The organism is Pseudomonas sp. 910_21 (assembly GCF_052850735.1).
In genome coordinates this window covers 192,097-213,088 of record NZ_VXCY01000004.1, presented here as the reverse complement: position 1 = coordinate 213,088, position 20,992 = coordinate 192,097, and the positions used below count along the sequence as shown (strand labels likewise).

18 protein-coding genes are annotated in these 20,992 nt (G+C 62.2%); 12 read left to right on the top strand and 6 right to left on the bottom strand.

The annotated features are described in order from the left end of the window. The first annotated feature begins 6 nt into the window (after nt 1-6). On the top strand, nt 7-2,265 hold the full coding sequence (gene parC / locus FW796_RS14695) for a DNA topoisomerase IV subunit A (protein ID WP_346634546.1): 2,259 nt from the start codon (nt 7-9) through the stop codon (nt 2,263-2,265). Nucleotides 2,266-2,443: 178 nt separating this feature from the next. After that, nucleotides 2,444-3,154 carry a PqiC family protein gene (locus FW796_RS14690; RefSeq protein ID WP_123723382.1) on the top strand — a complete coding sequence of 237 codons (711 nt, stop codon included), beginning with the start codon at nt 2,444-2,446 and terminating at the stop codon, nt 3,152-3,154. Nucleotides 3,155-3,372: 218 nt separating this feature from the next. Here the strand turns inward: FW796_RS14690 and FW796_RS14685 are convergent, their stop codons facing one another. Next, nucleotides 3,373-4,899 (bottom strand): AhpA/YtjB family protein, encoded by a 1,527-nt coding sequence (locus FW796_RS14685; RefSeq protein ID WP_346634547.1) that lies wholly within the window; start codon nt 4,897-4,899, stop codon nt 3,373-3,375. 133 nt (nt 4,900-5,032) lie between these two features. Between FW796_RS14685 and serB the strand changes: the two genes are divergently transcribed. Next, nucleotides 5,033-6,247, top strand: coding sequence for a phosphoserine phosphatase SerB (serB, locus tag FW796_RS14680; protein ID WP_346634548.1), 1,215 nt, complete (start codon nt 5,033-5,035; stop codon nt 6,245-6,247). Between the two features lie 73 nt (nt 6,248-6,320). Here the strand turns inward: serB and asd are convergent, their stop codons facing one another. The 3 genes from asd to FW796_RS14665 are packed head-to-tail and all read right to left on the bottom strand — an operon-like array spanning nt 6,321 to nt 9,597. Then, nucleotides 6,321-7,181 carry an archaetidylserine decarboxylase gene (gene asd / locus FW796_RS14675; RefSeq protein WP_402889899.1) on the bottom strand — a complete coding sequence of 287 codons (861 nt, stop codon included), beginning with the start codon at nt 7,179-7,181 and terminating at the stop codon, nt 6,321-6,323. Between the two features lie 18 nt (nt 7,182-7,199). After that, a complete protein-coding gene (gene rhdA, locus FW796_RS14670; RefSeq protein WP_346634550.1) occupies nt 7,200-8,015 on the bottom strand; it encodes a thiosulfate sulfurtransferase in 816 nt (271 codons plus the stop codon). Nucleotides 8,016-8,058: 43 nt separating this feature from the next. Then, a complete protein-coding gene (locus FW796_RS14665; protein ID WP_446439508.1) occupies nt 8,059-9,597 on the bottom strand; it encodes an HDOD domain-containing protein in 1,539 nt (512 codons plus the stop codon). Between the two features lie 166 nt (nt 9,598-9,763). Here FW796_RS14665 and motA point away from each other — a divergent pair, with 166 nt between their 5' ends. Together motA and motB are read left to right on the top strand one after the other, a co-directional pair. After that, nucleotides 9,764-10,615 carry a flagellar motor stator protein MotA gene (gene motA / locus FW796_RS14660; protein ID WP_011058928.1) on the top strand — a complete coding sequence of 284 codons (852 nt, stop codon included), beginning with the start codon at nt 9,764-9,766 and terminating at the stop codon, nt 10,613-10,615. A gap of 3 nt (nt 10,616-10,618) precedes the next feature. Beyond that, nucleotides 10,619-11,725, top strand: a complete 1,107-nt coding sequence (motB, locus tag FW796_RS14655) for a flagellar motor protein MotB (protein ID WP_346634552.1) — start codon at nt 10,619-10,621, stop codon at nt 11,723-11,725. Between the two features lie 52 nt (nt 11,726-11,777). On the opposite strand, the gene rsgA is transcribed toward motB, so the two are convergent. After that, nucleotides 11,778-12,809 carry a small ribosomal subunit biogenesis GTPase RsgA gene (rsgA, locus tag FW796_RS14650; protein ID WP_123723390.1) on the bottom strand — a complete coding sequence of 344 codons (1,032 nt, stop codon included), beginning with the start codon at nt 12,807-12,809 and terminating at the stop codon, nt 11,778-11,780. 109 nt (nt 12,810-12,918) lie between these two features. Here rsgA and orn point away from each other — a divergent pair, with 109 nt between their 5' ends. Both orn and FW796_RS14640 read left to right on the top strand, forming a co-directional pair. After that, the gene (gene orn, locus FW796_RS14645; RefSeq protein WP_346634553.1) at nt 12,919-13,461 is read left to right on the top strand and encodes an oligoribonuclease; all 543 of its coding nucleotides are present in this window, start codon (nt 12,919-12,921) and stop codon (nt 13,459-13,461) included. A gap of 116 nt (nt 13,462-13,577) precedes the next feature. Next, complete coding sequence (locus FW796_RS14640; protein ID WP_177330307.1) at nt 13,578-14,192, top strand: trimeric intracellular cation channel family protein; 615 nt, start codon at nt 13,578-13,580, stop codon at nt 14,190-14,192. Here FW796_RS14640 and queG read toward each other — a convergent pair. Further along, nucleotides 14,174-15,253 (bottom strand): tRNA epoxyqueuosine(34) reductase QueG, encoded by a 1,080-nt coding sequence (gene queG, locus FW796_RS14635; protein WP_346634554.1) that lies wholly within the window; start codon nt 15,251-15,253, stop codon nt 14,174-14,176. The two genes, FW796_RS14640 and queG, sit on opposite strands and share 19 nt — an antisense overlap. Before the next feature lie 63 nt (nt 15,254-15,316). Here queG and FW796_RS14630 point away from each other — a divergent pair, with 63 nt between their 5' ends. From FW796_RS14630 to miaA, 5 genes are read left to right on the top strand one after another with little or no spacing between them, the layout of a single operon-like run. Continuing rightward, on the top strand, nt 15,317-16,177 hold the full coding sequence (locus FW796_RS14630; protein ID WP_446439507.1) for an NAD(P)H-hydrate dehydratase: 861 nt from the start codon (nt 15,317-15,319) through the stop codon (nt 16,175-16,177). Further along, on the top strand, nt 16,165-16,635 hold the full coding sequence (tsaE, locus tag FW796_RS14625; RefSeq protein WP_346634556.1) for a tRNA (adenosine(37)-N6)-threonylcarbamoyltransferase complex ATPase subunit type 1 TsaE: 471 nt from the start codon (nt 16,165-16,167) through the stop codon (nt 16,633-16,635). Before FW796_RS14630 ends, tsaE begins: the two co-directional genes overlap by 13 nt. A gap of 3 nt (nt 16,636-16,638) precedes the next feature. Continuing rightward, the gene (locus FW796_RS14620) at nt 16,639-18,066 is read left to right on the top strand and encodes an N-acetylmuramoyl-L-alanine amidase (protein ID WP_346634557.1); all 1,428 of its coding nucleotides are present in this window, start codon (nt 16,639-16,641) and stop codon (nt 18,064-18,066) included. Further along, nucleotides 18,063-19,973, top strand: coding sequence for a DNA mismatch repair endonuclease MutL (gene mutL / locus FW796_RS14615; RefSeq protein WP_346634558.1), 1,911 nt, complete (start codon nt 18,063-18,065; stop codon nt 19,971-19,973). Before FW796_RS14620 ends, mutL begins: the two co-directional genes overlap by 4 nt. Next, nucleotides 19,973-20,944: a tRNA (adenosine(37)-N6)-dimethylallyltransferase MiaA gene (miaA, locus tag FW796_RS14610; RefSeq protein WP_346634559.1), complete on the top strand. Its 972-nt coding sequence runs from the start codon at nt 19,973-19,975 to the stop codon at nt 20,942-20,944. The genes mutL and miaA overlap by 1 nt, the downstream gene beginning before the upstream one ends. The last annotated feature ends 48 nt before the right edge of the window (nt 20,945-20,992 follow it).

Genomic DNA, 20,992 nt, shown 5'->3' with positions numbered 1-20,992 from the left:
GCCCGCATGAGCGACTCCCTTGATCTCAGCCTGGATGGCGTAGAACGCCGGTCACTGGCTGACTTCACCGAAAGTGCCTACCTCAACTACTCCATGTACGTGATCATGGACCGTGCTTTGCCGCATATCGGCGACGGCCTGAAACCGGTACAGCGGCGTATCGTCTACGCCATGAGTGAGCTGGGGCTGGATGCCGATTCCAAGCACAAGAAATCCGCGCGTACCGTGGGTGATGTGCTCGGCAAGTTCCACCCCCACGGGGACTCCGCCTGCTACGAAGCCATGGTGCTGATGGCGCAGCCGTTCAGCTATCGCTACACACTGGTGGACGGCCAGGGCAACTGGGGTGCGCCGGACGATCCCAAGTCCTTCGCGGCCATGCGTTATACCGAGGCGCGTCTGTCGCGCTATTCCGAAGTGCTGCTCAGCGAGCTGGGCCAGGGCACCGCGGATTGGGGGCCGAACTTCGACGGCACGCTCCAGGAACCCCTGGTGTTGCCGGCCCGTTTGCCGAATATCCTGCTCAATGGCACCACTGGTATTGCCGTGGGCATGGCCACCGACGTACCGCCCCATAACCTGCGGGAAGTGGCTTCGGCCTGTGTGCGTCTGCTGGACGAGCCCAAGGCCACGGTGGAACAGCTCTGCGAACACATCCAGGGTCCGGACTACCCCACCGAAGCGGAAATCATCACCCCGCGCGCCGACCTGCTGAAAATCTATGAAACCGGCCGTGGCTCGGTGCGCATGCGCGCCGTGTATCGCGTCGAAGATGGCGACATCATCGTCACCGCGTTGCCGCACCAGGTCTCCGGGGCCAAGGTGCTGGAGCAGATTGCCGCACAGATGCAGGCCAAGAAGCTGCCGATGGTGGCCGACCTGCGTGACGAGTCGGACCATGAGAACCCTTGCCGCATCGTGATCATCCCGCGCTCCAACCGGGTCGATCCCGAGGAGCTGATGCAGCATTTGTTTGCCACCACCGAGTTGGAGTCGACCTACCGGGTCAACATCAACATCATCGGTCTGGACGGCAAGCCGCAGTTGAAGAACCTGCGGGCGTTGTTGGTGGAATGGCTGGAGTTCCGAGTTGCCACCGTGCGCCGGCGTCTGCAGTTCCGCCTGGACAAGGTCGAGCGTCGCCTGCACCTGTTGGATGGTTTGCTGATCGCTTACCTCAACCTGGATGAAGTGATCCACATCATCCGTACCGAGGAGCATCCGCGGGCCAAGCTGATCGAGCGTTTCGCCCTCAGCGAAATCCAGGCCGACTATATCCTCGACACCCGTCTGCGGCAGTTGGCGCGTCTGGAAGAGATGAAGCTGCGGGCCGAGCAGGATGAATTGCTCAAGGAGCAGGCCAAGCTGCAAGCCCTGCTCAACAGCGAGACCAAGCTGAAGAAGCTGGTGCGTACCGAATTGTTGCAAGACGCAGAAACCTACGGCGACGACCGTCGCTCTCCGATCGTCGCCCGCGCGGAAGCCAAGGCACTGTCGGAAAACGAGCTGATGCCAACCGAGCCGGTGACCATCGTTCTGTCGGAAAAAGGCTGGGTTCGCTGTGCCAAGGGGCATGATATTGACGCCACTGGTTTGTCCTACAAGGCAGGTGACGGCTACAAGACCGCTGCTGCGGGGCGTTCCAACCAGTTTGCGGTGTTCATCGACTCCACCGGCCGCAGTTACTCGGTGGCGGCCCATACGTTGCCATCGGCCCGTGGTCAGGGCGAGCCGTTGACCGGTCGTCTGACGCCGCCGCCGGGGGCGACGTTCGAGTGTGTACTGCTGCCCGATGACGATGCCTTGTATGTGATCGCTTCCGACGCGGGCTATGGCTTCGTGGTCAAGGGCGAAGATCTGCAGGCCAAGAACAAGGCGGGCAAGGCGCTGCTGAGCCTGCCGAACAACGCCAAGGTCCTGGCGCCACGGCCGGTGGCCGACCGCGAGCAGAACTGGCTGGCCTCGGTGACCACTGAGGGTCGTCTGCTGGTGTTCAAGATCAGCGATCTGCCGCAGTTGGGCAAAGGCAAGGGCAACAAGATCATCGGCATTCCCGGTGAGCGCGTGGCCAGCCGCGAAGAGTACGTCACCGACATCGCGGTACTGCCGGATGGCGCGACCCTGGTGTTGCAGGCGGGCAAGCGCACCTTGTCGTTGAAGGCCGATGACCTTGAACACTACAAGGGCGAGCGCGGACGTCGCGGCAACAAACTGCCTCGCGGTTTCCAGCGGGTCGATGCGTTGTTGGTAGAGCCTCTCAGTTAAGGGCGGGCTAGAGCGTTCGATCTGGGATTTAAGCGCCAGATCGACGCTAGAACACTGGAGTCACGGCGCATATTCACGGATGATATGCGCTTTCAAACGCCGGCGTGGCCGGGCGTTATTCAATTTTTTTGAGTATTTACACTGTGGCCAGCCTTGTGGCCGCCACTTGGATGGGATGATGACTGCTCTGCGCCTTCCTCTTGTTTTCTTGCTCGCGGGCGTTCTTGGCCTGGCGGGTTGCAGCGTTCACCAGCCGGTGTCGCTGTATCAGCTGGACAGCGGAAGTCCAGCCCAGCCGGCCAGTGCCGGCATGTCGGTATTGTTGGGGCCGGTGTTGATCGCCGACTACCTGCAACGTGAAACACTCCTGCAACGCCAGGACGATGGCAGCCTGCAAGCCTCCACCGATGGTCGTTGGGCCGGCAGCCTGTCTTCGGACATCGACCAGTTGCTGCTGCGCCAGGTGGCCGGTCATCTGGACAGCCAGCGCGTGGTACTGGCTCCGGCGACCAGCGGCTTCACTCCGGATGTGCAGGTGTTGCTGTCGATCACCCGGCTGGACTCCGGCAAGTCGCAACCCGCGGTGCTGGATGCGCAGTGGCGCCTGATCGATCGTCGTGGTCAGGTGCGGGACAACCGTATTGTTCACCTGCAGGAGCAGCACGCAGGGACCACGGCTTCCCAGGTCCAGGCTCAGGGCGTGCTGTTGCAGCGTCTGGCCGAGCAACTGTCGGGCGCTCTCAAGCCCCTGGCCAATCAGCCGGCCGTGGCGGAAGTGCCACGCAAGGCAACACCGGCGCCAGCGCCCAAGCCTGTCGAGCACGAGAAACAGCCGAAGATTCCGATGGCCACGCCGATCCGTACGGATATGGAAGTGTTCAGGTTCTGAGGTGAATGGCTGCAAGACAAGGCCCGCCCATTGGCGGGCCTTGTTGTTTCTGCCGTGGGGTGGATGTGTAGCCGATAGTGTTCGCTGGCAAGCCAGCTCCTACGGAGTTTGCGGGGCTGTTGTAGGCGCTGGCTTGCCAGCGAAGGGCAGAACGCCGCCCGCCAGTCGGGCACAAAAAAGCCCGCACTGAGCGGGCTTTTTCTTGCACGGTTTCGGCCTTACAGCTTGGCCCGTGTCTCATGCATGCGCGCCAGTTGCCGTTCCAGCATCGACGGATAAGGCTCCATCAATCGCTCCACGCAGCAAGCCCCTTCCGGGCTGGCGATTGGGCGAATACGTGCTCGCTGACGAATCAGCGCGTCGTCATTGATCTTGCGCTCCACCAGCAGCAGGTTGCGGCTGTGCTGGGACAGTGCCAGGGCATCCTGGGCGGTCTCGGTCAGCAGCAGATCGATCTGGCTGAGGCCGAACAGCTCCTCGCCCAGCGTCAGGCCCAATTGCAGTTGCAAGGTGATGCCGCTGTCCGCCACTTCGATCTGCAGGGCATGGCCCAGGGCGCGCAACAACTCGCCGCAGCAGATGGCGTTGGTGAGGTAATCGTCGCCGCTGTCTTCGCTATGGAACAACATCAGCGTGCTGCCGTCGTTCAGGGTGTGCAGTTCGCTCTGGTACAGCGAGGCCGCCTGGTCGAGGCAATCGCGATAGCGCTCCAGCAGTTCCATCAGGCGTGCGCGGGGCAGGCGGCGCAGCTGTTCCTGGGCTCCCAGCTGCACGGCGAGTACTGCGCTGTGCTGAGGCTGGCTCGGGACCTGGGGCTGCAGCGCAGGTTTGGGGGCGGGAGTCGACGAGTGATCACGCAGGTCGGCGAACGGATCTTCTTCGTCCAGTTCGTCTTCCTCGGCGCTGACCAGATGCCGTGGCGCAGGCTTCAGGCCGGCGACCGGGGCGCTTTCGTCAAAGCTTGGGTCACGCAGGTTGCGTACTTCGAACGCGGCTTCGTGTTCCTCGTCATCCTGCTCTTCGAGTTCTGGCTGCGGCTCTGGCTCGGGCTTTTCCGGTACCAGGCGAGCGTGCAGCTGACGCGCCAGATCGCCGATCTCGTCCTGGCGCTGGGTCGCTGGGGTGTGTTCATCCAGATCCCGCAGCCAGACCCGCAGTTGCAGCAGCGGGGTGGAGATGTGGCGCCCCAGGCGCAGGCTCAGGGCCAGAGCCAGAGCCAGCAGGATGGCGCCGAGAATGCCCATGCTCTGCAGGCTGATGGTCATCGGCTGCTGGAACTGCGCCATGTCCAGGCTGATCCGCAGGTTGCCGGCGGTCACATCCTGGAAGGTGATCTTGGTCTGGTACACACCTTCGGTTTCACCCAGCAGGCTGCTCTTGGGCCGCTGACCGGCTTCGGCGAGGATACGGTTGTCGACGCTGTAGATCGCCGCATGGGCCACCAGCGGGTTTTTGGTCAGGTTGTTGAGCAGGACATTGAGGCTGAGGATGTCATTGGACACCAGCAGCTCGGTGGCCGAGGTAGCGGTCTGGGTGGTCAGGCTCTGACCCAGGGCGTCGGCTTGTTCGTGCATGGCTTGCTTGAACTGCAGGCCCATCACGCCGGCATAGATCACCAGGGCCAGGGCGACCAGGATCACGTTATGGCTGGCAATGCGCAATGCAATCGGCACACGGCGGTGGCGCAGTGCACGGAAGATCAGCAGGAAGAAGTTATCGGTTTTAACTGGCGTGGGCCGGTTCACTGAGCTCGGCTCTTTTGTCCGTGAAGTTGACGCGCAGTATAGCGACAGGCCCTAGACCGGCAAAGCGCTGGCTGTGCCCGATGGTCACCGAAAGTGGGTAGAATGCGCTTTTTTTCCACCTCGGGGGTGCGCCTTGCGCGAAATTGTCCTGATAAACATCACCGGCGAAGATCGTCCCGGTCTGACTGCGGCCATTACGGGTGTTCTGGCCCAGGGTGGTGTGAACATTCTCGACATCGGTCAGGCGGTGATTCACGACACCTTGTCGTTCGGCATCCTGGTTGAAATTCCCAGCAACGAGCAGAGTTCGTCGGTGCTCAAGGACATTCTGTTCACCGCCTACAAGCTCGACCAGCAGGTGCGTTTCACACCGGTGTCCGAGGACGATTACCAGCAGTGGGTCGCCGGGCAAGGCAAGCAGCGCCATATCGTCACCCTGCTGACGCGCAAGGTCACCGCCGAGCAGTTGCAGCGGGTGAGCTCGATCACCGCCAAGTACGGCTTGAACATCGACCATATCGATCGGCTGTCCGGGCGCATGCCCTTGGATATGCCAGCGGATCAGGGCAAGGGTTGCATCGAGTTCTCGGTGCGTGGCGAGGCCGCCGATCCGCAAGCCCTGCGCGCCGAGTTCCTTAGTGTGGCCCAGGAGCTGAACGTCGATATCGCCTTCCAGGAAGATTCGCTGTTTCGCCGCAACCGGCGCTTGGCGGTGTTCGATATGGACTCGACCCTGATCGAGGCCGAAGTCATCGACGAACTGGCCAAGGCGGCTGGGGTGGGTGAGCGGGTGGCAGAAATCACCGAGCGGGCCATGGCCGGCGAGCTGGATTTCCGTGCCAGCTTCAAGGAGCGCCTGGCCTTGCTCAAGGGCCTGGACGTCAGCGTGCTGGACTCCATCGGCGCTTCCCTGCGCCTGACCGAGGGTGCTGAAACCCTGTTCGCCGAGCTTAAGCGCCTGGGTTACAAGACCGCGATTCTCTCTGGTGGCTTCACCTATTTCGCCAAGCAGTTGCAAGCCAAGCTGGGTATCGACTACGTGTTCGCCAACGAACTCGAGGTGGTGGACGGTAAGGTTACCGGCGTCGCCATCGAGCCGATTGTCGACGCTCAGCGCAAAGCCGATCTGCTGCGCGAGCTGGCCCACAAGGAAGGCCTGCGTCTGGAGCAGACCATCGCTGTGGGTGACGGCGCCAACGACTTGCCGATGCTGGGAATTGCCGGCTTGGGCGTGGCCTTCCGTGCCAAGCCGCTGGTCAAGCAATCGGCCAAGCAGGCGATCTCGACCCTGGGCCTGGATGGCGTGCTTTATCTGCTGGGTTTCCGCGATCGCGACGGGCAGCTCTGAGTCACCGGGAAAAATCCCCGCCGATAAAAAACGCCGCTGATCAGCGGCGTTTTTTGTGTCCGGCATTCAGGCCTCAAGCCTTGGGCAGACCCAGACCCTGGCCCATACGCACTGGCGAACCGGCGGCCAGTTCTTCAGCCCACTGCACCTGATCCGGGCCAAACAGCACGATTGCCGTGGAGCCCAGTTTGAAGCGACCCATCTCTGCGCCTTTTTCCAGATGGATCGGGGCACGGGCCGCTTCGTCGTAGCGAACGGTCTTGAGCTCGCGCTTGGGCGGCGTTACCAGGCCGGCCCAGACGGTTTCGATCGAAGCGACAATCATTGCGCCGACCAGTACCAGCGCCATCGGGCCGCGCTCGGTGTCGAAAATGCACACCACGCGCTCGTTGCGGGCGAACAGTTCCGGGACGTTCTCGGCGGTGGTCTGGTTGACCGAGAAGATCCGTCCAGGCACGTAGACCATTTCCCGTAGGGTGCCGGCCAGGGGCATGTGCACCCGGTGGTAATCCTTGGGCGACAGGTAGACGGTGGCGAAGTCGCCGCCCATGAAAGGCGCGGCCAGGGCCGGATCGCCACCCAGCAGTTCCAGTACGCTGTAGCTGTGGCCCTTGGCCTGGAATACCCGGCCGTGCTCGATCGGACCCAGTTGGCTGATGGCTCCGTCGGCGGGGCTGAGGATTGCCCCAGGGGTCGGGTCCAGCGGTCGTGCGCCCTCTTTCAGGGCGCGGGTGAAGAAGGCATTGAAATGTTCGTAGGCCGTTACGTCCTCCACTTGGGCTTCGGACATGTTCACTTGGTACTGCTTGGCGAACCAGCTGGTGAACGCATTCTTGAACCAGCGCACGCGGCACTCGGCAATGCAGCCGGCCAGGCGCGACAGCAGGTGATGAGGCAGCAGGTACTGGCTGAGGATGAACAAACGCTTTTTCATTGGGTGTCCTTAAAAACCTTAAATCTCTACGGGCGTATCGGGATGATTGCCCCATTCGCCCCAGGAACCGGCGTAGCCCTTGACCCGCGGGTAGCCCAGCGCCTTGGCCACCAGATAGGTGAAGCCCGAGCGGTGGTGGGTCTGGCAGTGGGTGATCACTTCTTTGTCTTTGCTGATGCCTAGATCCGCGAGGATCTGCGGCATGTCGCGGCGAATGCGCAGATGACGCGCCTGGTCCATGCCGGCGGTCCACTCGAAGTTCACCGCGCCGGGAATGTGTCCGCCCTTGGCGGCCAGGACTTTCTCCCCGGAGTATTCCAACGGTCCGCGGGCGTCCCAGATTGCAAGGTCGGCTGCACCGAGGCGGCTTTGCAGGTATTCGCGGGTGGCGGTGGGTTCGTCATGCAGGGTCAGCGGCACTGGGCGGCCTGCCGCGGCCGGTACTTCGGTGGTCACCGGCAGGCTTTCTGCCAGCCAGGCCGGCAGGCCGCCGTCCAGGTAGTGGTAGCCAGTGTGGCCGATCACGTCCAGCAGCCAGATGAAGCGGCCGGCCCAGCCACCGCCTTCGTCGTCATAGACCACGTAGACCGCGTCAGGGTTGTGTCCGAGTTCGCCGAACAGTGCTTCGAGAGCGGTCTGCGGCGGCAGCAGTCCAGGGGCGGGAGCCTGGCCGAGTTGAGTGCGTTTGGGATCGACGAAGCGCGCTCCGGGAATATGCCCGGTTGCATAGCGGGCAGCGCTGGTCAGGTCGACCAGGATCAGTTCGCGGGCGTCAAGGCGGGCGAGCAAGTCGCTCGGTTCGATGACCAGCGGCAAGCCAGAGAAGTCAGACATGTCAGGTCCCCAGGGCACAAAGGGAAGGATTGTAGCGCAAGCGTCATTGGCTGCGGTTGGTAAAGCTATGCAAGGCTTTTTCGATGCACTGAGCGGTCTTGCCGAACGCCTGGACGCTGATTTCCGAGAACGGAACACCACCCTGATCGGCCACGGCCAGCATCAGTACCCGGCCGTTGCACGACAGGGAGCGCATTAGCAGGTGTTCGCCCCGAAACAACTGGCGCAAGGAAGTTGGCAGGTGGGCGGAAAACTGCCCATTGTTGACCGGTGTCAGACGCACCTGGGCAGACTTTTCCAGCAGGCGTTGCAGCACCGTGCTCTGCTTGGCCTGCAGTGTCAGCCCTGCTGTTTCCTGGGGCAGACCATACAGTTGCTGCACCCGCAGGTGGCTCTGGCTGCGGTCGACCATCAGTAGCAGCACTCGATGCATGCCGCAGGCCACCAGGGCATCTCGGGCAAAGCCGGTGAGGTGCACGGCATTGGTGAAGGGGCTGGGCTCCAGTAGAAGTTCGCCGCAGAGCTTGCGCCATTTGGCCAGCTCCTCGGCTGTCGGAGCCGGTGCCGGCTGTTCGCCGTTGTGCAGGCGCCGCACATCCCAGGGCCAGATCAGGGCCTGGGCCGGGTGCCATAGATCGGGCTGGCTGTCATTGCGGGCGCTGGTTGCCGCCTGCTGGTGCAGCTGTTGCTGGACCTGTGCGACCGGCATTTGCAGGTACAGACCGGTGAGGTTTTGCCAGCGTCGGCCATGAGCGTTGTTCCAGGAGTGCTGCGCCGCCAGGGCCAGGCCGTTGGCCAGCAGGACGCAGTTGGCCGGCTGGTTCAGCCAGCGCTGCAGGTCCGGGTCCGCATCCAGGCGTTGTTGCTGGCGCAGCGGATGTTCGCTGTCGCGGGCGATCAGCATGACCTTGGCCAGTTGATGCTGCTCCTGGGTCAGCAGGCGATAACCCTGCTGCACCCAGATCGGCAAGTGCCAGGCATGGACCAGGGCCTGGCACAACTCCATCAGCCGAACACCGAACAGTTGCATTTCTACCTGGCGAGCCGACTCGTGCTTATAGATGACCCGCAGTTCCCATTCTTCCACGAGCTTGGGGTAGACCAGGGCCATGGCCCACAGTGGCGAGAGAAACAGCAGGCTGCCCCAGTGAATGTCCTGCCACAGTCGTGCCAGGCGCCCGGCGAAAAAACCGTTGGCTTGCTGGGTGGCGTGCTGGCTGATCAGTTGCAACTGACGCAGTGCCTGGGGGATCTGTTGCTCTGGCAGGGTGGGCAGTTGCTCGAGCAGTTCTTCGGTGCGCTTGAGTCCCAGGCGGTTGACCGCGACCTCCAGGTTTTCTGCCGGTTCGCTCATGCTGCCGTGGGAGTGTCGATTGGCTTCGCGGATCACACTCAAGGCCAGCGCCGGGCTGTTTTGCATCAGTTCGGCAATGTCGCGTAGCGAACTGCGATTGTTGGCGATGGCTTTGCACACTCGATCATGACTGGCTTGCGGCACGGGCAAGCGCACGCCATTGAGGAGCTTTACCCAGGCGTCGAGAGAGGCGGGCGGGGAATGTGGGACGTTGGTTTCATTAGACATGGTCGGGCGCAATCATCGTCTGCTGTGAACACGCCCAGAGCGGGCCAAACTGGCTTTTCGCCTTAACTGGCTATAGTCTGGCGCAGTTTTGCCGATAAGTAGAAGAAGAGTTTTAAGAACTTCCGAATATGACCTTGAACCCGACTCAATAAGTACTCTCCTACCTATGGCTAAAATTATCGGCATCATCGTCGTATTCGCGAGCGTGCTCGGCGGATACGTGCTTTCACACGGCAAAATCGCGGCACTGATCCAGCCCTTCGAGGTTCTGATCATTGGCGGTGCTGCCTTTGGCGCATTCCTCCAGGCCAACCCGGGCTACATGACGATGCACGTCGTCAAGAAATCCCTGGGCATGTTCAGCTCGCGCTTCACCCACACCTTCTATCTGGAAGTGCTGGGTCTGATCTACGAGATACTCAACAAAAGTCGTCGCGAAGGCATGATGGCCATCGAAGGGGACATCGAGGACGCTGCCGCCAGCCCGATTTTCGCCAAGTATCCGGCAGTGCTCAAAGACGAACGCATGACCGCTTTTGTCTGTGACTACCTGCGCATCATGTCCTCCGGCAACATGGCTCCCCACGAGCTGGAAGGCCTGTTCGACATGGAGCTGTTCAGCCTCAAGGAAGACCTTGAGCATCCTTCTCATGCGGTCAACGGGATTGCCGACGGCATGCCGGGCTTCGGTATCGTTGCGGCGGTACTGGGGATCGTGGTGACCATGGCCTCCCTGGGCGACGGCGACCAGAAGTCCATCGGCCTGCACGTAGGTGCGGCGCTGGTAGGTACCTTCTTCGGTATTCTCGCGGCCTATGGTTTCTTCGGCCCGCTGGCCCATTCCCTGGCCCACGATGCCAAGGAAGAACTGAACGTCTACGAAGCCATCAAGGCGTCCCTGGTAGCTTCGGCTTCCGGCATGCCGCCGTCCCTGGCGGTGGAGTTTGGGCGCAAGGTTCTGTACCCGGCGCACCGTCCTAGCTTCGCCGAGCTGGAACAAGCGGTTCGCGGTCGCTAAGTCATGGAAAATAATCAGCCGATTATCATCAAGCGCGTCAAGCGCTTCGCTGGCGGACATCACGGGGGCGCCTGGAAAATCGCCTTCGCCGACTTCGCCACGGCGATGATGGCGTTCTTCCTGGTGCTGTGGCTCTTGTCCACCGCGACCCCGGAACAGAAGATCGCCATCGCCGGTTACTTCAAGGACCCGATCGGCTTCTCGGAAAGCGGCACGCCCTACATCATCGACCTGGGCGGCTCTCCTGAGCTGGCGCCGGACAACACCCTCAACCCCGAGATCAAGTCCCAGCCGCAGCCGGACAAGGTCACGGTGGATGCCGATCAGGTGGAGGGCATGGCCGAGCAGGTTGAGCGCGAGCGTCTCGAACTGCTGCTGCAAGAGTTGCAGAACAAGGTTGAAGAGAATCCCCAGCTGCAGAAGTTCAAGGATCAGATCCTCTTCGAAATCACTCCGGACGGCTTGCGGATCCAGATCATGGATGCCGAGAACCGGCCGATGTTCGACTCTGGCAGCGCCCGTCTGAAGCCGTATTTCGAAGACATCCTGCTGGCCATGGCCGACACCATCAAGGCGGTGCCGAACAAGATCAGCATCAGCGGCCATACCGATGCCACGCCTTATGCCGGCAGCGGTGAGTTCGGCAACTGGGAACTGTCCGCCAACCGTGCCAACGCTGCGCGTCGGGCTCTGGTGGCTGGCGGTTATCCCGATCCGCAAGTGGCGCGGGTGGTGGGCTTTGCCTCCTCGGCGCTGTTCGACCGCAAGAATCCGTTCAACCCGGTCAACCGGCGGATCGACATTGTGGTGCTGACCAAGAAGGCCCAGCGCGCCATTGAAGGCGAGCAGACGGATCCCAACGCTCCAGTGCCCAATCAGGGGAGTGGGGCGCCAGGTGAAGTGCCGGGTGCGGCGGCGGATCCGAATGCCTTGCCGCCGGGCAGCGAGCCATTGCCGGCCCATGAAGTGCGCCAGCGCATGAACATCTTCGAGGATGGTGTATTGAAGATGGATGAGCAGGGATCGGCCGGCCAGGCGCCGGCTCCCAAGCCGGTTGCGCCGGCGTCCCAGCCTGCGACCCCAGCGGCCGCACCGGGAACTGTCAGGTGACAAACAACAAGGCCGCGAAGATCGCGGCCTTGTTGTTTCTACGGCGGTGGGTTCAGTAGCTGCTGTCTGGCAGGCTGGCGAGGATCGAACGGTAGCTGTTCATCCGTTGCTGCTGGATGCGCCCGTCTTCCAGAGCCTTGAGCAGTGCACAGCCCGGCTCGCGATCGTGCTTGCAGTCGCGGAAACGGCAGGTGCCCAGCAAGTCGTTGAACTCAATGAAGCCGGCTTCGACATCGGCGCGGCTGACATGCCCCAGGCCGAATTCCCGGATACCGGGGGAGTCGATCAGTTCACCGCCGCCCGGGAAGTGGAACAGTCGCGCAGTTGTGGTGGTGTGGGTGCCCTGTCCGGAGTATTCCGACAGCGGGCCGACCCGGGTTTCGACTTCCGGCAGCAGGCTATTCACCAAAGATGACTTGCCCACCCCCGATTGCCCCACGAATACGCTGATGCGCCCGTCCAGCAAGCCTTGCAGTTGCTCCATGCCGTCGCCGTGGTGGGCCGAGACTTCCAGCAGCGGATAGCCCAGCTGGCGATAGACCGCCAGCAACGCGTTGAGCGCTGGGGCGTTCTGCTCGTCGATCAGGTCGGCCTTGTTCAGCAGCAGCAACGGCCGGATCCCGGCGTGCTCGGCGGCAACCAGGTAGCGGTCGATAAGATTGGCATGGGGCTCGGGCATGGGGGCAAACACGATCACGATCATGTCGACGTTGGCGGCCACCGGCTTGAGCTGGCCACGGCTGTCCGGTCGGCACAGCTCGGTGCTGCGCGGCAATTGCGCGACGATTACCCCGATGCCTTGATTGCCGGCGCGCCAGACCACCTGATCACCGGTCACCAGGGCCGGCAGGTTGGCTCGCAGGTAGCAGCGGAACACTTGGCCGGCCAGCTCGCCTTCCCGGGCCTCGACCTCGACCTGTACGCCGAAGTGAGCAATGACCAGGCCGGTCTGTTCCGGGCCCAAGTCGCCACCCTCCAGCGCCTCTACGGCGGAGGACTCGCGTTTGGCGGCGCGGGCAGCGCGCTCACCTTGAATCTTTTCGATGCGCCAGTTTTGGCGGCGATTGAGCTGGCGTTTGGCCATTGGTGTTCCGTGTCGATAGTTACGGCGGATAGGTAAAACGGCGGCGAGTTTAGCACGCCGGACAGGCCCTCTAGGCTAAACTGCGCAACTACGCCGAGGAGCCCTCCCCATGCAAAACCCGCAGAACCTGATTTGGATCGATCTGGAAATGACCGGTCTGAACCCCGACACCGACGTCATCATCGAGATGGCGACCATTGTCACTGACAGCAATCTGAACACCTTGGCTGAAGGACCGGTCATCGCAATCCACCAGAGCGACGAGATTCTTGCCGGCATGGACGAGTGGAACACTCGCCAGCACGGTGGTTCCGGCCTGACTCAGCGGGTTCGCGACAGCCGCATCAGCATGGCCGAAGCCGAAGCCCAGACCATTGCCTTTCTGGAGCAGTGGGTACCCAAGGGCAAGTCGCCCATCTGTGGCAACAGCATCTGCCAGGACCGACGCTTCCTCTATCGCCACATGAAGGCCCTGGAAAGTTACTTCCACTACCGCAACCTGGACGTCTCGACCCTCAAGGAACTGGCCGCCCGCTGGGCCCCGGACGTGCGCGACAGCTTCAAGAAAGGCAGCACTCACCTGGCTCTGGACGACATCCGCGAATCCATCGCCGAGCTGCAGCATTACCGCAAGCACTTCATCAAATTCTGACCTGCAGGAGCCGGCTTGCCGGCGAACGGGCGCGCGCTGTTGGCGGCGCCCGTACCCGCCCTCTTTTGGTGCTCGCTTCAACTGAGTAGACTGCGCGCCTTCCTGTAAGGACCGCCATCATGCTGTTGATGCTTTATCTGATCGCCATTACCGCCGAAGCCATGACCGGCGCCTTGTCTGCCGGCCGTCGCGGCATGGACTGGTTCGGCGTGGTGCTGATCGCCTGTGTCACTGCCCTTGGCGGCGGCTCAGTGCGTGATGTGCTGCTGGGCCATTACCCGCTGACGTGGGTCAAGCACCCGGAATACCTGGTGCTGACCTCGGTGGCGGCCCTGGTGACAATCTTTATCGCGCCGCTGATGCGCCATCTGCGTTCGCTGTTTCTGGTGCTCGACGCCGTGGGCCTGGTGGCTTTTACCCTGATCGGTTGCATGACAGCCCTGGAAATGGGGCACGGCATGCTGGTGGCGGCGGTCAGTGGGGTGATCACTGGGGTCTTTGGCGGCATCCTTCGGGATATCTTCTGCAACGACATTCCCTTGATCTTCCGCCGTGAGCTGTACGCCAGCGTGTCCTTCGCAGCGGCCTGGTGCTACATGCTATGCATTTATCTGCAGTTGCCCAGCGAGCAGTCGATCCTGGTCACCCTGTTCGGCGGCTTTCTGTTACGGCTGTTGGCCATCCGCTTTCATTGGGAAATGCCCAAGTTCGTCTACAACGACGAACATTGACGCTTGGCGTGCTGGCTCAGGGCCCACTGCACGTGCTCGCGGACCAGTTCAGAGGGGTAGTCCTGGCGCGCCTTCAGGGCTTCAAGTACCGGAATGCTGGAAGGGGCGTTGCCCAGGCCTACCGCCAGGTTGCGTAGCCAGCGCTCATAACCGGCGCGGCGCAGGGGCGAGCCTTCGGTGCTGCTGAGGAATTTGTCCTCGTCCCACATGAACAGTTCTGCCAGTTCGGCATTGTCCAGGTTGTGCCGGGGTTTGAAGTCGCCTTCTCCCGAGGGGCGGGCGAAGCGGTTCCAGGGGCAGACGATCTGGCAGTCATCGCAGCCGAATACCCGATTGCCGATCAGGGGGCGCAGGTCTTCGGGAATGGCGCTTTTCAGTTCGATGGTCAGGTAGGAAATACAGCGCCGGGCATCCAGTACATAGGGGCCGACGAAGGCGTTGGTCGGGCAGATGTCCAGGCAGGCGGTGCAGCGCCCGCAGTGTTCGGTGGCGTGGGGCTCGTCCACTGGCAGAGGCAGGTCGACGAACAGCTCGCTGAGGAAGAAGTAGCTGCCGGCCTTGCGGTTGAGTACCAAGGTGTTCTTGCCGATCCAGCCGAGCCCGGCCTGCTCAGCGATGGCTTTTTCAAGCACCGGCGCGCTGTCGACGAATGCGCGGTAGCCAAAGGGGCCAATGGCTTGCTGGATGCGTTCAGCCAGTTGCTGCACACGCTTGCGGATCAACTTGTGATAGTCGCGGCCCAGGGCGTAGCGCGAGACATACGCCTTGGACGGCTCGGCCAGGCGCTGGGCCATCTGGGTGTCGCCGGGCAGGTAGTCCATGCGCAGCGATACCACCCGCAGCGTGCCGGGCACCAACTGATCAGGATGGGAGCGTTTGCTGCCATGGGCGCCCATGTATTCCATTTCGCCGTGGTAGCCGGCGGCGAGCCAGCGTTCCAGGTGCTGCTCATGCTCGGCCAGGTCCAGGCCGCTGATGCCGACTTGCTGAAAGCCCAGTTCGCGGCCCCAGTCCTTGATCGATTGGGCGAGAGCGGGGAGATCCTGGGTAATAGCGGGCATGAGGCGAGAGAAACCGGAGCTGAGGTGCGTATAATTCTGCCAGACATCGGAGCCCGAAGACGCATGCCGCAGACAAAACACCCTTTACCCGACGTTCAGTTGCTGACTGGCGCCCATTTGCCGCGACTACAGGCTCGTCCTCTGGACGCTCATAAGGGCCAGTTCGGTCATTTATTGCTGATCGGTGGCGACTGCGGCTTTGCCGGCGCCGCGTTATTGAGCGCGGAAAGTGCCTTGCGCAGTGGTGCGGGACTGGTGTCCCTGGCGACTCGCAGTGAACACGTGGCGGCGGCCGCCGCACGGCTGCCGGAAGTCATGACCCAGGGCACCCATTCGGCCAACCAACTGATGGGGTTGTTGGCGCGGGCCACGGTGTTGGTGGTCGGTCCCGGGCTGGGGCAGGGCGCTTGGGGGCGCAGCCTGTTGTCGGCAGCGGCCAGCGCACCTTTGCCACAGGTATGGGATGCCGATGCCTTGAACCTCCTGGCTCTGGGCGGCCTACAACTGCCGGCGGCCTGCGTGATCACCCCTCATCCTGGGGAGGCGGCCCGTCTGCTGGGGGTTTCCATCGCCGAGGTCCAGGGTGATCGTCCGGCGGCGGCCCGAGCCTTGAGCGCAAAATACTCGGCGGTTGCCGTGCTCAAGGGCGCCGGTAGCCTGATCGCCAGTCCCGACGGGCAAGTGGCCCGTTGTGAGGGTGGGCATCCGGCGATGGCCACGGCGGGGTTGGGGGATGTGCTCGCGGGGTTGATCGGTGCGTTGATGGCGCAGGGACTGTCGACATTCGATGCAGCTTGCCTGGCGGTCTGGGTACACGCCCGCGCCGGCGAGCAGCAAGGCAAATTGGGCCGAGGGCTGGCGGCCAGTGATCTGATTCCAGCCATTCGTCAGTTGTTGGAGGAGCAATCACCGTGTCTGAGTTAACCCTTTATCTGGCCGATGAGCAGGCCATGGTGGAATTTGGTGCACGCATTGCTCAGGTCACTCAGGGCGTGGGGGTGATCTTTCTTGAAGGCGATCTGGGGGCGGGTAAAACCACCTTGTCCCGTGGGATCATCCGGGGGCTAGGGCATAAAGGGGCGGTAAAAAGTCCGACCTTTACCCTGGTGGAGCCCTACGAGATAGGCCCGGTGCGGGCTTTTCACTTCGACCTGTACCGTCTTGTGGACCCGGAAGAGCTGGAATTCCTGGGGATTCGCGACTACTTCGAAGGCGATGCACTGTGTCTGTTGGAGTGGCCCCAGCGTGGTGCAGGCTTTTTGCCAAAGCCCGACCTGACCATTACCATTACCCCGCATAACAATGGGCGTTCTGTGCATCTGTTGTCTCAAGGCTCGCGAGGCGAGTCCTGGTGTGCCGCTTTGGCGTTGGAATTCAAATAATTGATGGGGTTAGGTATGCGCATTCGCGCGTTGGTTGCTGTCGTAGGACTGTTGCTTACGGCATTGGCCGTCGATGCTGTGGCCGCTACACAGGTTCGCAGCGTCCGCCTGTGGCGGGCACCGGATAACACGCGACTGGTATTCGACCTGTCCGGCCCGGTTCAGCACAGCGTCTTTACCCTGACGGCCCCGGATCGTCTGGTGATCGATATCAATGGCGCGACTCTCGGCGGTCCGCTGAATGTTGCCACGGCCAATACGCCGATTACTGCCATGCGCTCGGCGCAGCGTACCCCCAGTGACCTGCGGGTGGTCATCGACCTGAAAAAGGCCGTCACCCCCAAGAGTTTCACCCTGGCGCCCAACGCCCAGTACGGCAATCGCCTGGTAGTCGATCTGTTCGACAACCCGGCTGATGCCGCGCCGCCTGTTGCTCCGCCCCCTGCTGTGGCTACCGTTCCAGCCGTGCCAGTCACGCCTGCGGAGCCGGCGATCAAGCTGCCGCCGGCCCCGGCGGGCAAGCGCGACATCATTGTGGTGATCGATGCCGGTCACGGCGGTGAAGACCCGGGTGCCTCCGGTTCGCGTGGCCAGCATGAGAAGGACGTGGTGCTGGCCATTGCCCGCGAACTGCAGCGCCAGGTCAATGGCCTCAAAGGGTTCCGCGCCGAGCTGACTCGTACTGGCGACTACTTCATTCCGTTGCGCGGTCGCACCGAGATCGCTCGGAAGAAGGGGGCTGACCTGTTCGTTTCGATCCACGCCGATGCCGCACCTTCTGCTGCGGCCTTTGGCGCCTCGGTATTCGCCTTGTCCGAGCGCGGCGCCACATCGGAAACTGCTCGCTGGCTGGCGGACAGTGAAAACCGCTCCGACCTGATCGGTGGTGCGGGCAACGTCAGCCTGGATGACAAGGACCGGATGCTGGCCGGGGTGCTGCTGGATCTGTCGATGACCGCATCCCTGACCTCCAGCCTCAATGTCGGGCAGAAAGTCCTGAACAACATCGGCCGAGTCACCCCGCTGCACAAACAGCGTGTGGAACAGGCCGGGTTCATGGTGCTCAAGTCCCCGGACATTCCATCGATCCTGGTGGAAACCGGCTTTATCTCCAACTCTAATGAAGCTTCGAAGCTGGCCACCGCCAGCCACCAGCAGGCCTTGGCTCGCTCCATCAGCAGCGGCGTGCGGCAGTTCTTCCAGCAGAACCCGCCACCGGGCACTTATATCGCCTGGCTGCGGGACTCCGGGAAGATTGCCCAGGGCCCTCGTGATCACCGGGTCAACCCGGGGGAAACCCTGGCGATGATCGCGGTGCGCTACCAGGTATCGGCGGCCACCCTGCGCAGTGCCAACAATCTGAAAAGTGATGAATTGAAAGTGGGGCAGGTCCTGACCATCCCCGGTACTGAATTGGCGGCCAAGGAATGAGTGACTCGGTAATCAGCAGCGCGCGCATCGAGCTGCTCAGCCCGCGCCTGGCCAACCAGATCGCCGCGGGCGAGGTGGTTGAGCGCCCGGCTTCGGTGATCAAGGAGCTGTTGGAAAACAGCCTGGACTCCGGCGCCAAGCGCATTGATGTGGATGTCGAGCAGGCTGGAGTCAAGTTGCTGCGGGTCCGTGATGATGGCAGTGGCATTTCCTCCGACGATCTGCCCCTGGCGCTGGCGCGGCACGCCACCAGCAAGATCCGCGACCTGGAAGACCTGGAGCGGGTGATGAGCCTGGGGTTTCGTGGGGAAGCCCTGGCCTCCATCAGTTCCGTGGCGCGCTTGACTCTGACTTCACGTACCCGTGATGCCGATCAGGCCTGGCAGGTAGAAACCGAAGGCCGTGACATGGCGCCGCGAGTGCAGCCTGCGGCCCACCCGGTAGGCACCTCGGTGGAAGTACGTGACCTGTTCTTCAATACTCCGGCCCGACGCAAGTTTCTCAAGGCGGAGAAAACCGAGTTTGATCACCTGCAGGAAGTGATCAAGCGTTTGGCTCTGGCGCGTTTCGATGTGGCTTTCCACTTGCGCCACAACGGCAAGAGCATCCTTAGTCTGCATGAAGCCAAGGACGACGCAGCTCGCGCCCGGCGCGTGGCGGCGGTCTGTGGCTCGGGCTTTTTGGAGCAGGCGCTGCCCATTGAGGTCGAACGCAACGGCCTGCATCTGTGGGGCTGGGTGGGCTTGCCGACCTTCTCCCGCAGTCAGGCGGATTTGCAGTATTTCTACGTCAACGGTCGTGCGGTACGGGACAAACTGGTGGCCCACGCGGTGCGTCAGGCCTATCGCGATGTACTGTTCAACGGCCGGCATCCGACTTTTGTGCTGTTCTTTGAAGTCGACCCCTCGGTGGTCGACGTCAACGTGCACCCGACCAAGCATGAAGTGCGCTTCCGTGACGGGCGCATGGTCCATGACTTCCTTTATGGCACCTTGCACAGGGCCTTGGGCGATGTGCGCCCCGAGGACCAGTTGGCAGCGCCGGCGGCGGTCGCAGGTATTGTGCGGCCCAGCGGTATCGAAGCCGGTGAGTTCGGACCTCAGGGTGAAATGCGCCTGGCTGCGAACCTGGCGCTGGAACAGCCGCAGGCCCAGCCGAGCTTCAGTGCGCCGGGTTCCGGTGTTGGCAGTGGCTATCAATATCAGTACACGCCACGGCCCCAGCCGGTGCTGCCGGCGGCGGAGTCCCAGGGAGTCTATCGCGAGTTCTTCGCACCTTTGCCGGGGGCTGCGGCGACAGCGCTGCCGGAAGGGCAGGAGGATATTCCTCCGCTGGGCTATGCCCTGGCGCAGCTCAAGGGCATCTATATCCTTGCGGAAAACGCTCTGGGCCTGGTGCTGGTGGATATGCACGCCGCTCATGAACGGATCATGTACGAGCGCCTGAAGGTGGCCATGGCCAGCGAAGGCTTGAGTGGCCAGCCGTTGTTGGTGCCGGAATCCATTGCTGTCAGCCAGCGTGAAGCTGATTGCGCGGAAGAGCATGTTGCCTGGTTCCAGCGTCTGGGCTTCGAGTTGCAGCGCCTGGGGCCCGAGTCCCTGGCGATCCGACAGATTCCGGCGCTGTTGAAGCAGGCCGAAGCCAATCGCCTGGTGCACGATGTGCTCGCTGATTTGATGGAGTACGGCACCAGCGACCGAATTCAGGCTCATCTTAATGAGCTGCTCGGTACCATGGCCTGCCACGGTGCCATTCGCGCCAACCGGCGCCTGGCCCTGGCGGAAATGAACGGCCTGTTGCGGGATATGGAAAACACCGAACGCAGCGGCCAGTGCAACCACGGTCGACCGACCTGGACCCAATTGGGTCTGGATGATCTGGACAAACTCTTTTTGCGCGGCCGTTGATGACTCAGCTTCCTCCTGCGATTTTCCTGATGGGCCCGACCGCTGCGGGCAAGACCGACCTGGCCATCGAGCTGACCAAGGTGCTGCCTTGCGAGCTGATCAGTGTCGATTCGGCGCTGGTGTATCGCGGCATGGATATCGGTACTGCCAAGCCCTCCAAGGAGCTGCTGGCGCAGTTTCCCCATCGCCTGATCGATATTCTCGACCCCGTCGAAAGCTACTCGGCGGCAGATTTTCGTACCGATGCCCTGGCGGCTATGGCCGATATCACCGCCCGGGGCAAGATTCCGCTGCTGGTGGGCGGCACCATGCTGTATTACAAGGCGCTGCTTGAAGGCCTGGCGGATATGCCGCCAGCAGACCCGCAGGTCCGCGCCGAACTCGAAGACGAGGCGCAACGCCTTGGTTGGCAGGCGCTGCATGACCAGTTGGCGGCTGTGGACCCCGAGTCTGCGGCGAGGATTCATCCCAATGATCCTCAACGCCTGACGAGAGCGCTGGAAGTCTATCGGGTCAGCGGCCTGACAATGACCGCTCATCGTCAGCGTCAATTGGCGCAAAGTGCTGAAGCAGGCGCATCGGGACGCGGTCAATTGCCCTATACTGTCGCCAATCTGGCCATCGCTCCGGCGAATCGTCAGGTACTGCACCAGCGTATTGCACAAAGATTCACACAAATGTTGGAACAGGGATTCATTGACGAGGTCGTAGCTCTGCGCTCAAGAAGTGACCTGCATGCCGGGTTGCCGTCTATACGTGCAGTGGGTTATCGCCAAGTCTGGGATCATCTGGATGGCAAGCTGACGTCAGCCGAAATGCAGGAGCGGGGCATCATTGCCACGCGCCAATTGGCGAAACGGCAGTTCACCTGGTTACGCAGTTGGGCTGACCTGCAATGGTTGGACAGTCTGGATTGCGACAATCTGCCACGCGCCTTGAAATACTTAGGGACGATCTCCATATTGAGCTGAGTCCTTGCAATTGCCGTCTATCCTTGGGGGTGTGACGGTTTTAGCTAT

Coding starts and splice junctions, on each gene's coding strand:
- parC (WP_346634546.1), top strand. CDS start 7: ATGAGCGACTCCCTTGATCTCAGCCTGGATGGCGTAGAACGCCGGTCA.
- FW796_RS14690 (WP_123723382.1), top strand. CDS start 2,444: ATGACTGCTCTGCGCCTTCCTCTTGTTTTCTTGCTCGCGGGCGTTCTT.
- asd (WP_402889899.1), bottom strand. CDS start 7,181: ATGAAAAAGCGTTTGTTCATCCTCAGCCAGTACCTGCTGCCTCATCAC.
- rhdA (WP_346634550.1), bottom strand. CDS start 8,015: ATGTCTGACTTCTCTGGCTTGCCGCTGGTCATCGAACCGAGCGACTTG.
- FW796_RS14665 (WP_446439508.1), bottom strand. CDS start 9,597: ATGTCTAATGAAACCAACGTCCCACATTCCCCGCCCGCCTCTCTCGAC.
- motA (WP_011058928.1), top strand. CDS start 9,764: ATGGCTAAAATTATCGGCATCATCGTCGTATTCGCGAGCGTGCTCGGC.
- motB (WP_346634552.1), top strand. CDS start 10,619: ATGGAAAATAATCAGCCGATTATCATCAAGCGCGTCAAGCGCTTCGCT.
- rsgA (WP_123723390.1), bottom strand. CDS start 12,809: ATGGCCAAACGCCAGCTCAATCGCCGCCAAAACTGGCGCATCGAAAAG.
- orn (WP_346634553.1), top strand. CDS start 12,919: ATGCAAAACCCGCAGAACCTGATTTGGATCGATCTGGAAATGACCGGT.
- queG (WP_346634554.1), bottom strand. CDS start 15,253: ATGCCCGCTATTACCCAGGATCTCCCCGCTCTCGCCCAATCGATCAAG.
- FW796_RS14630 (WP_446439507.1), top strand. CDS start 15,317: ATGCCGCAGACAAAACACCCTTTACCCGACGTTCAGTTGCTGACTGGC.
- FW796_RS14620 (WP_346634557.1), top strand. CDS start 16,639: ATGGGGTTAGGTATGCGCATTCGCGCGTTGGTTGCTGTCGTAGGACTG.
- mutL (WP_346634558.1), top strand. CDS start 18,063: ATGAGTGACTCGGTAATCAGCAGCGCGCGCATCGAGCTGCTCAGCCCG.
- miaA (WP_346634559.1), top strand. CDS start 19,973: ATGACTCAGCTTCCTCCTGCGATTTTCCTGATGGGCCCGACCGCTGCG.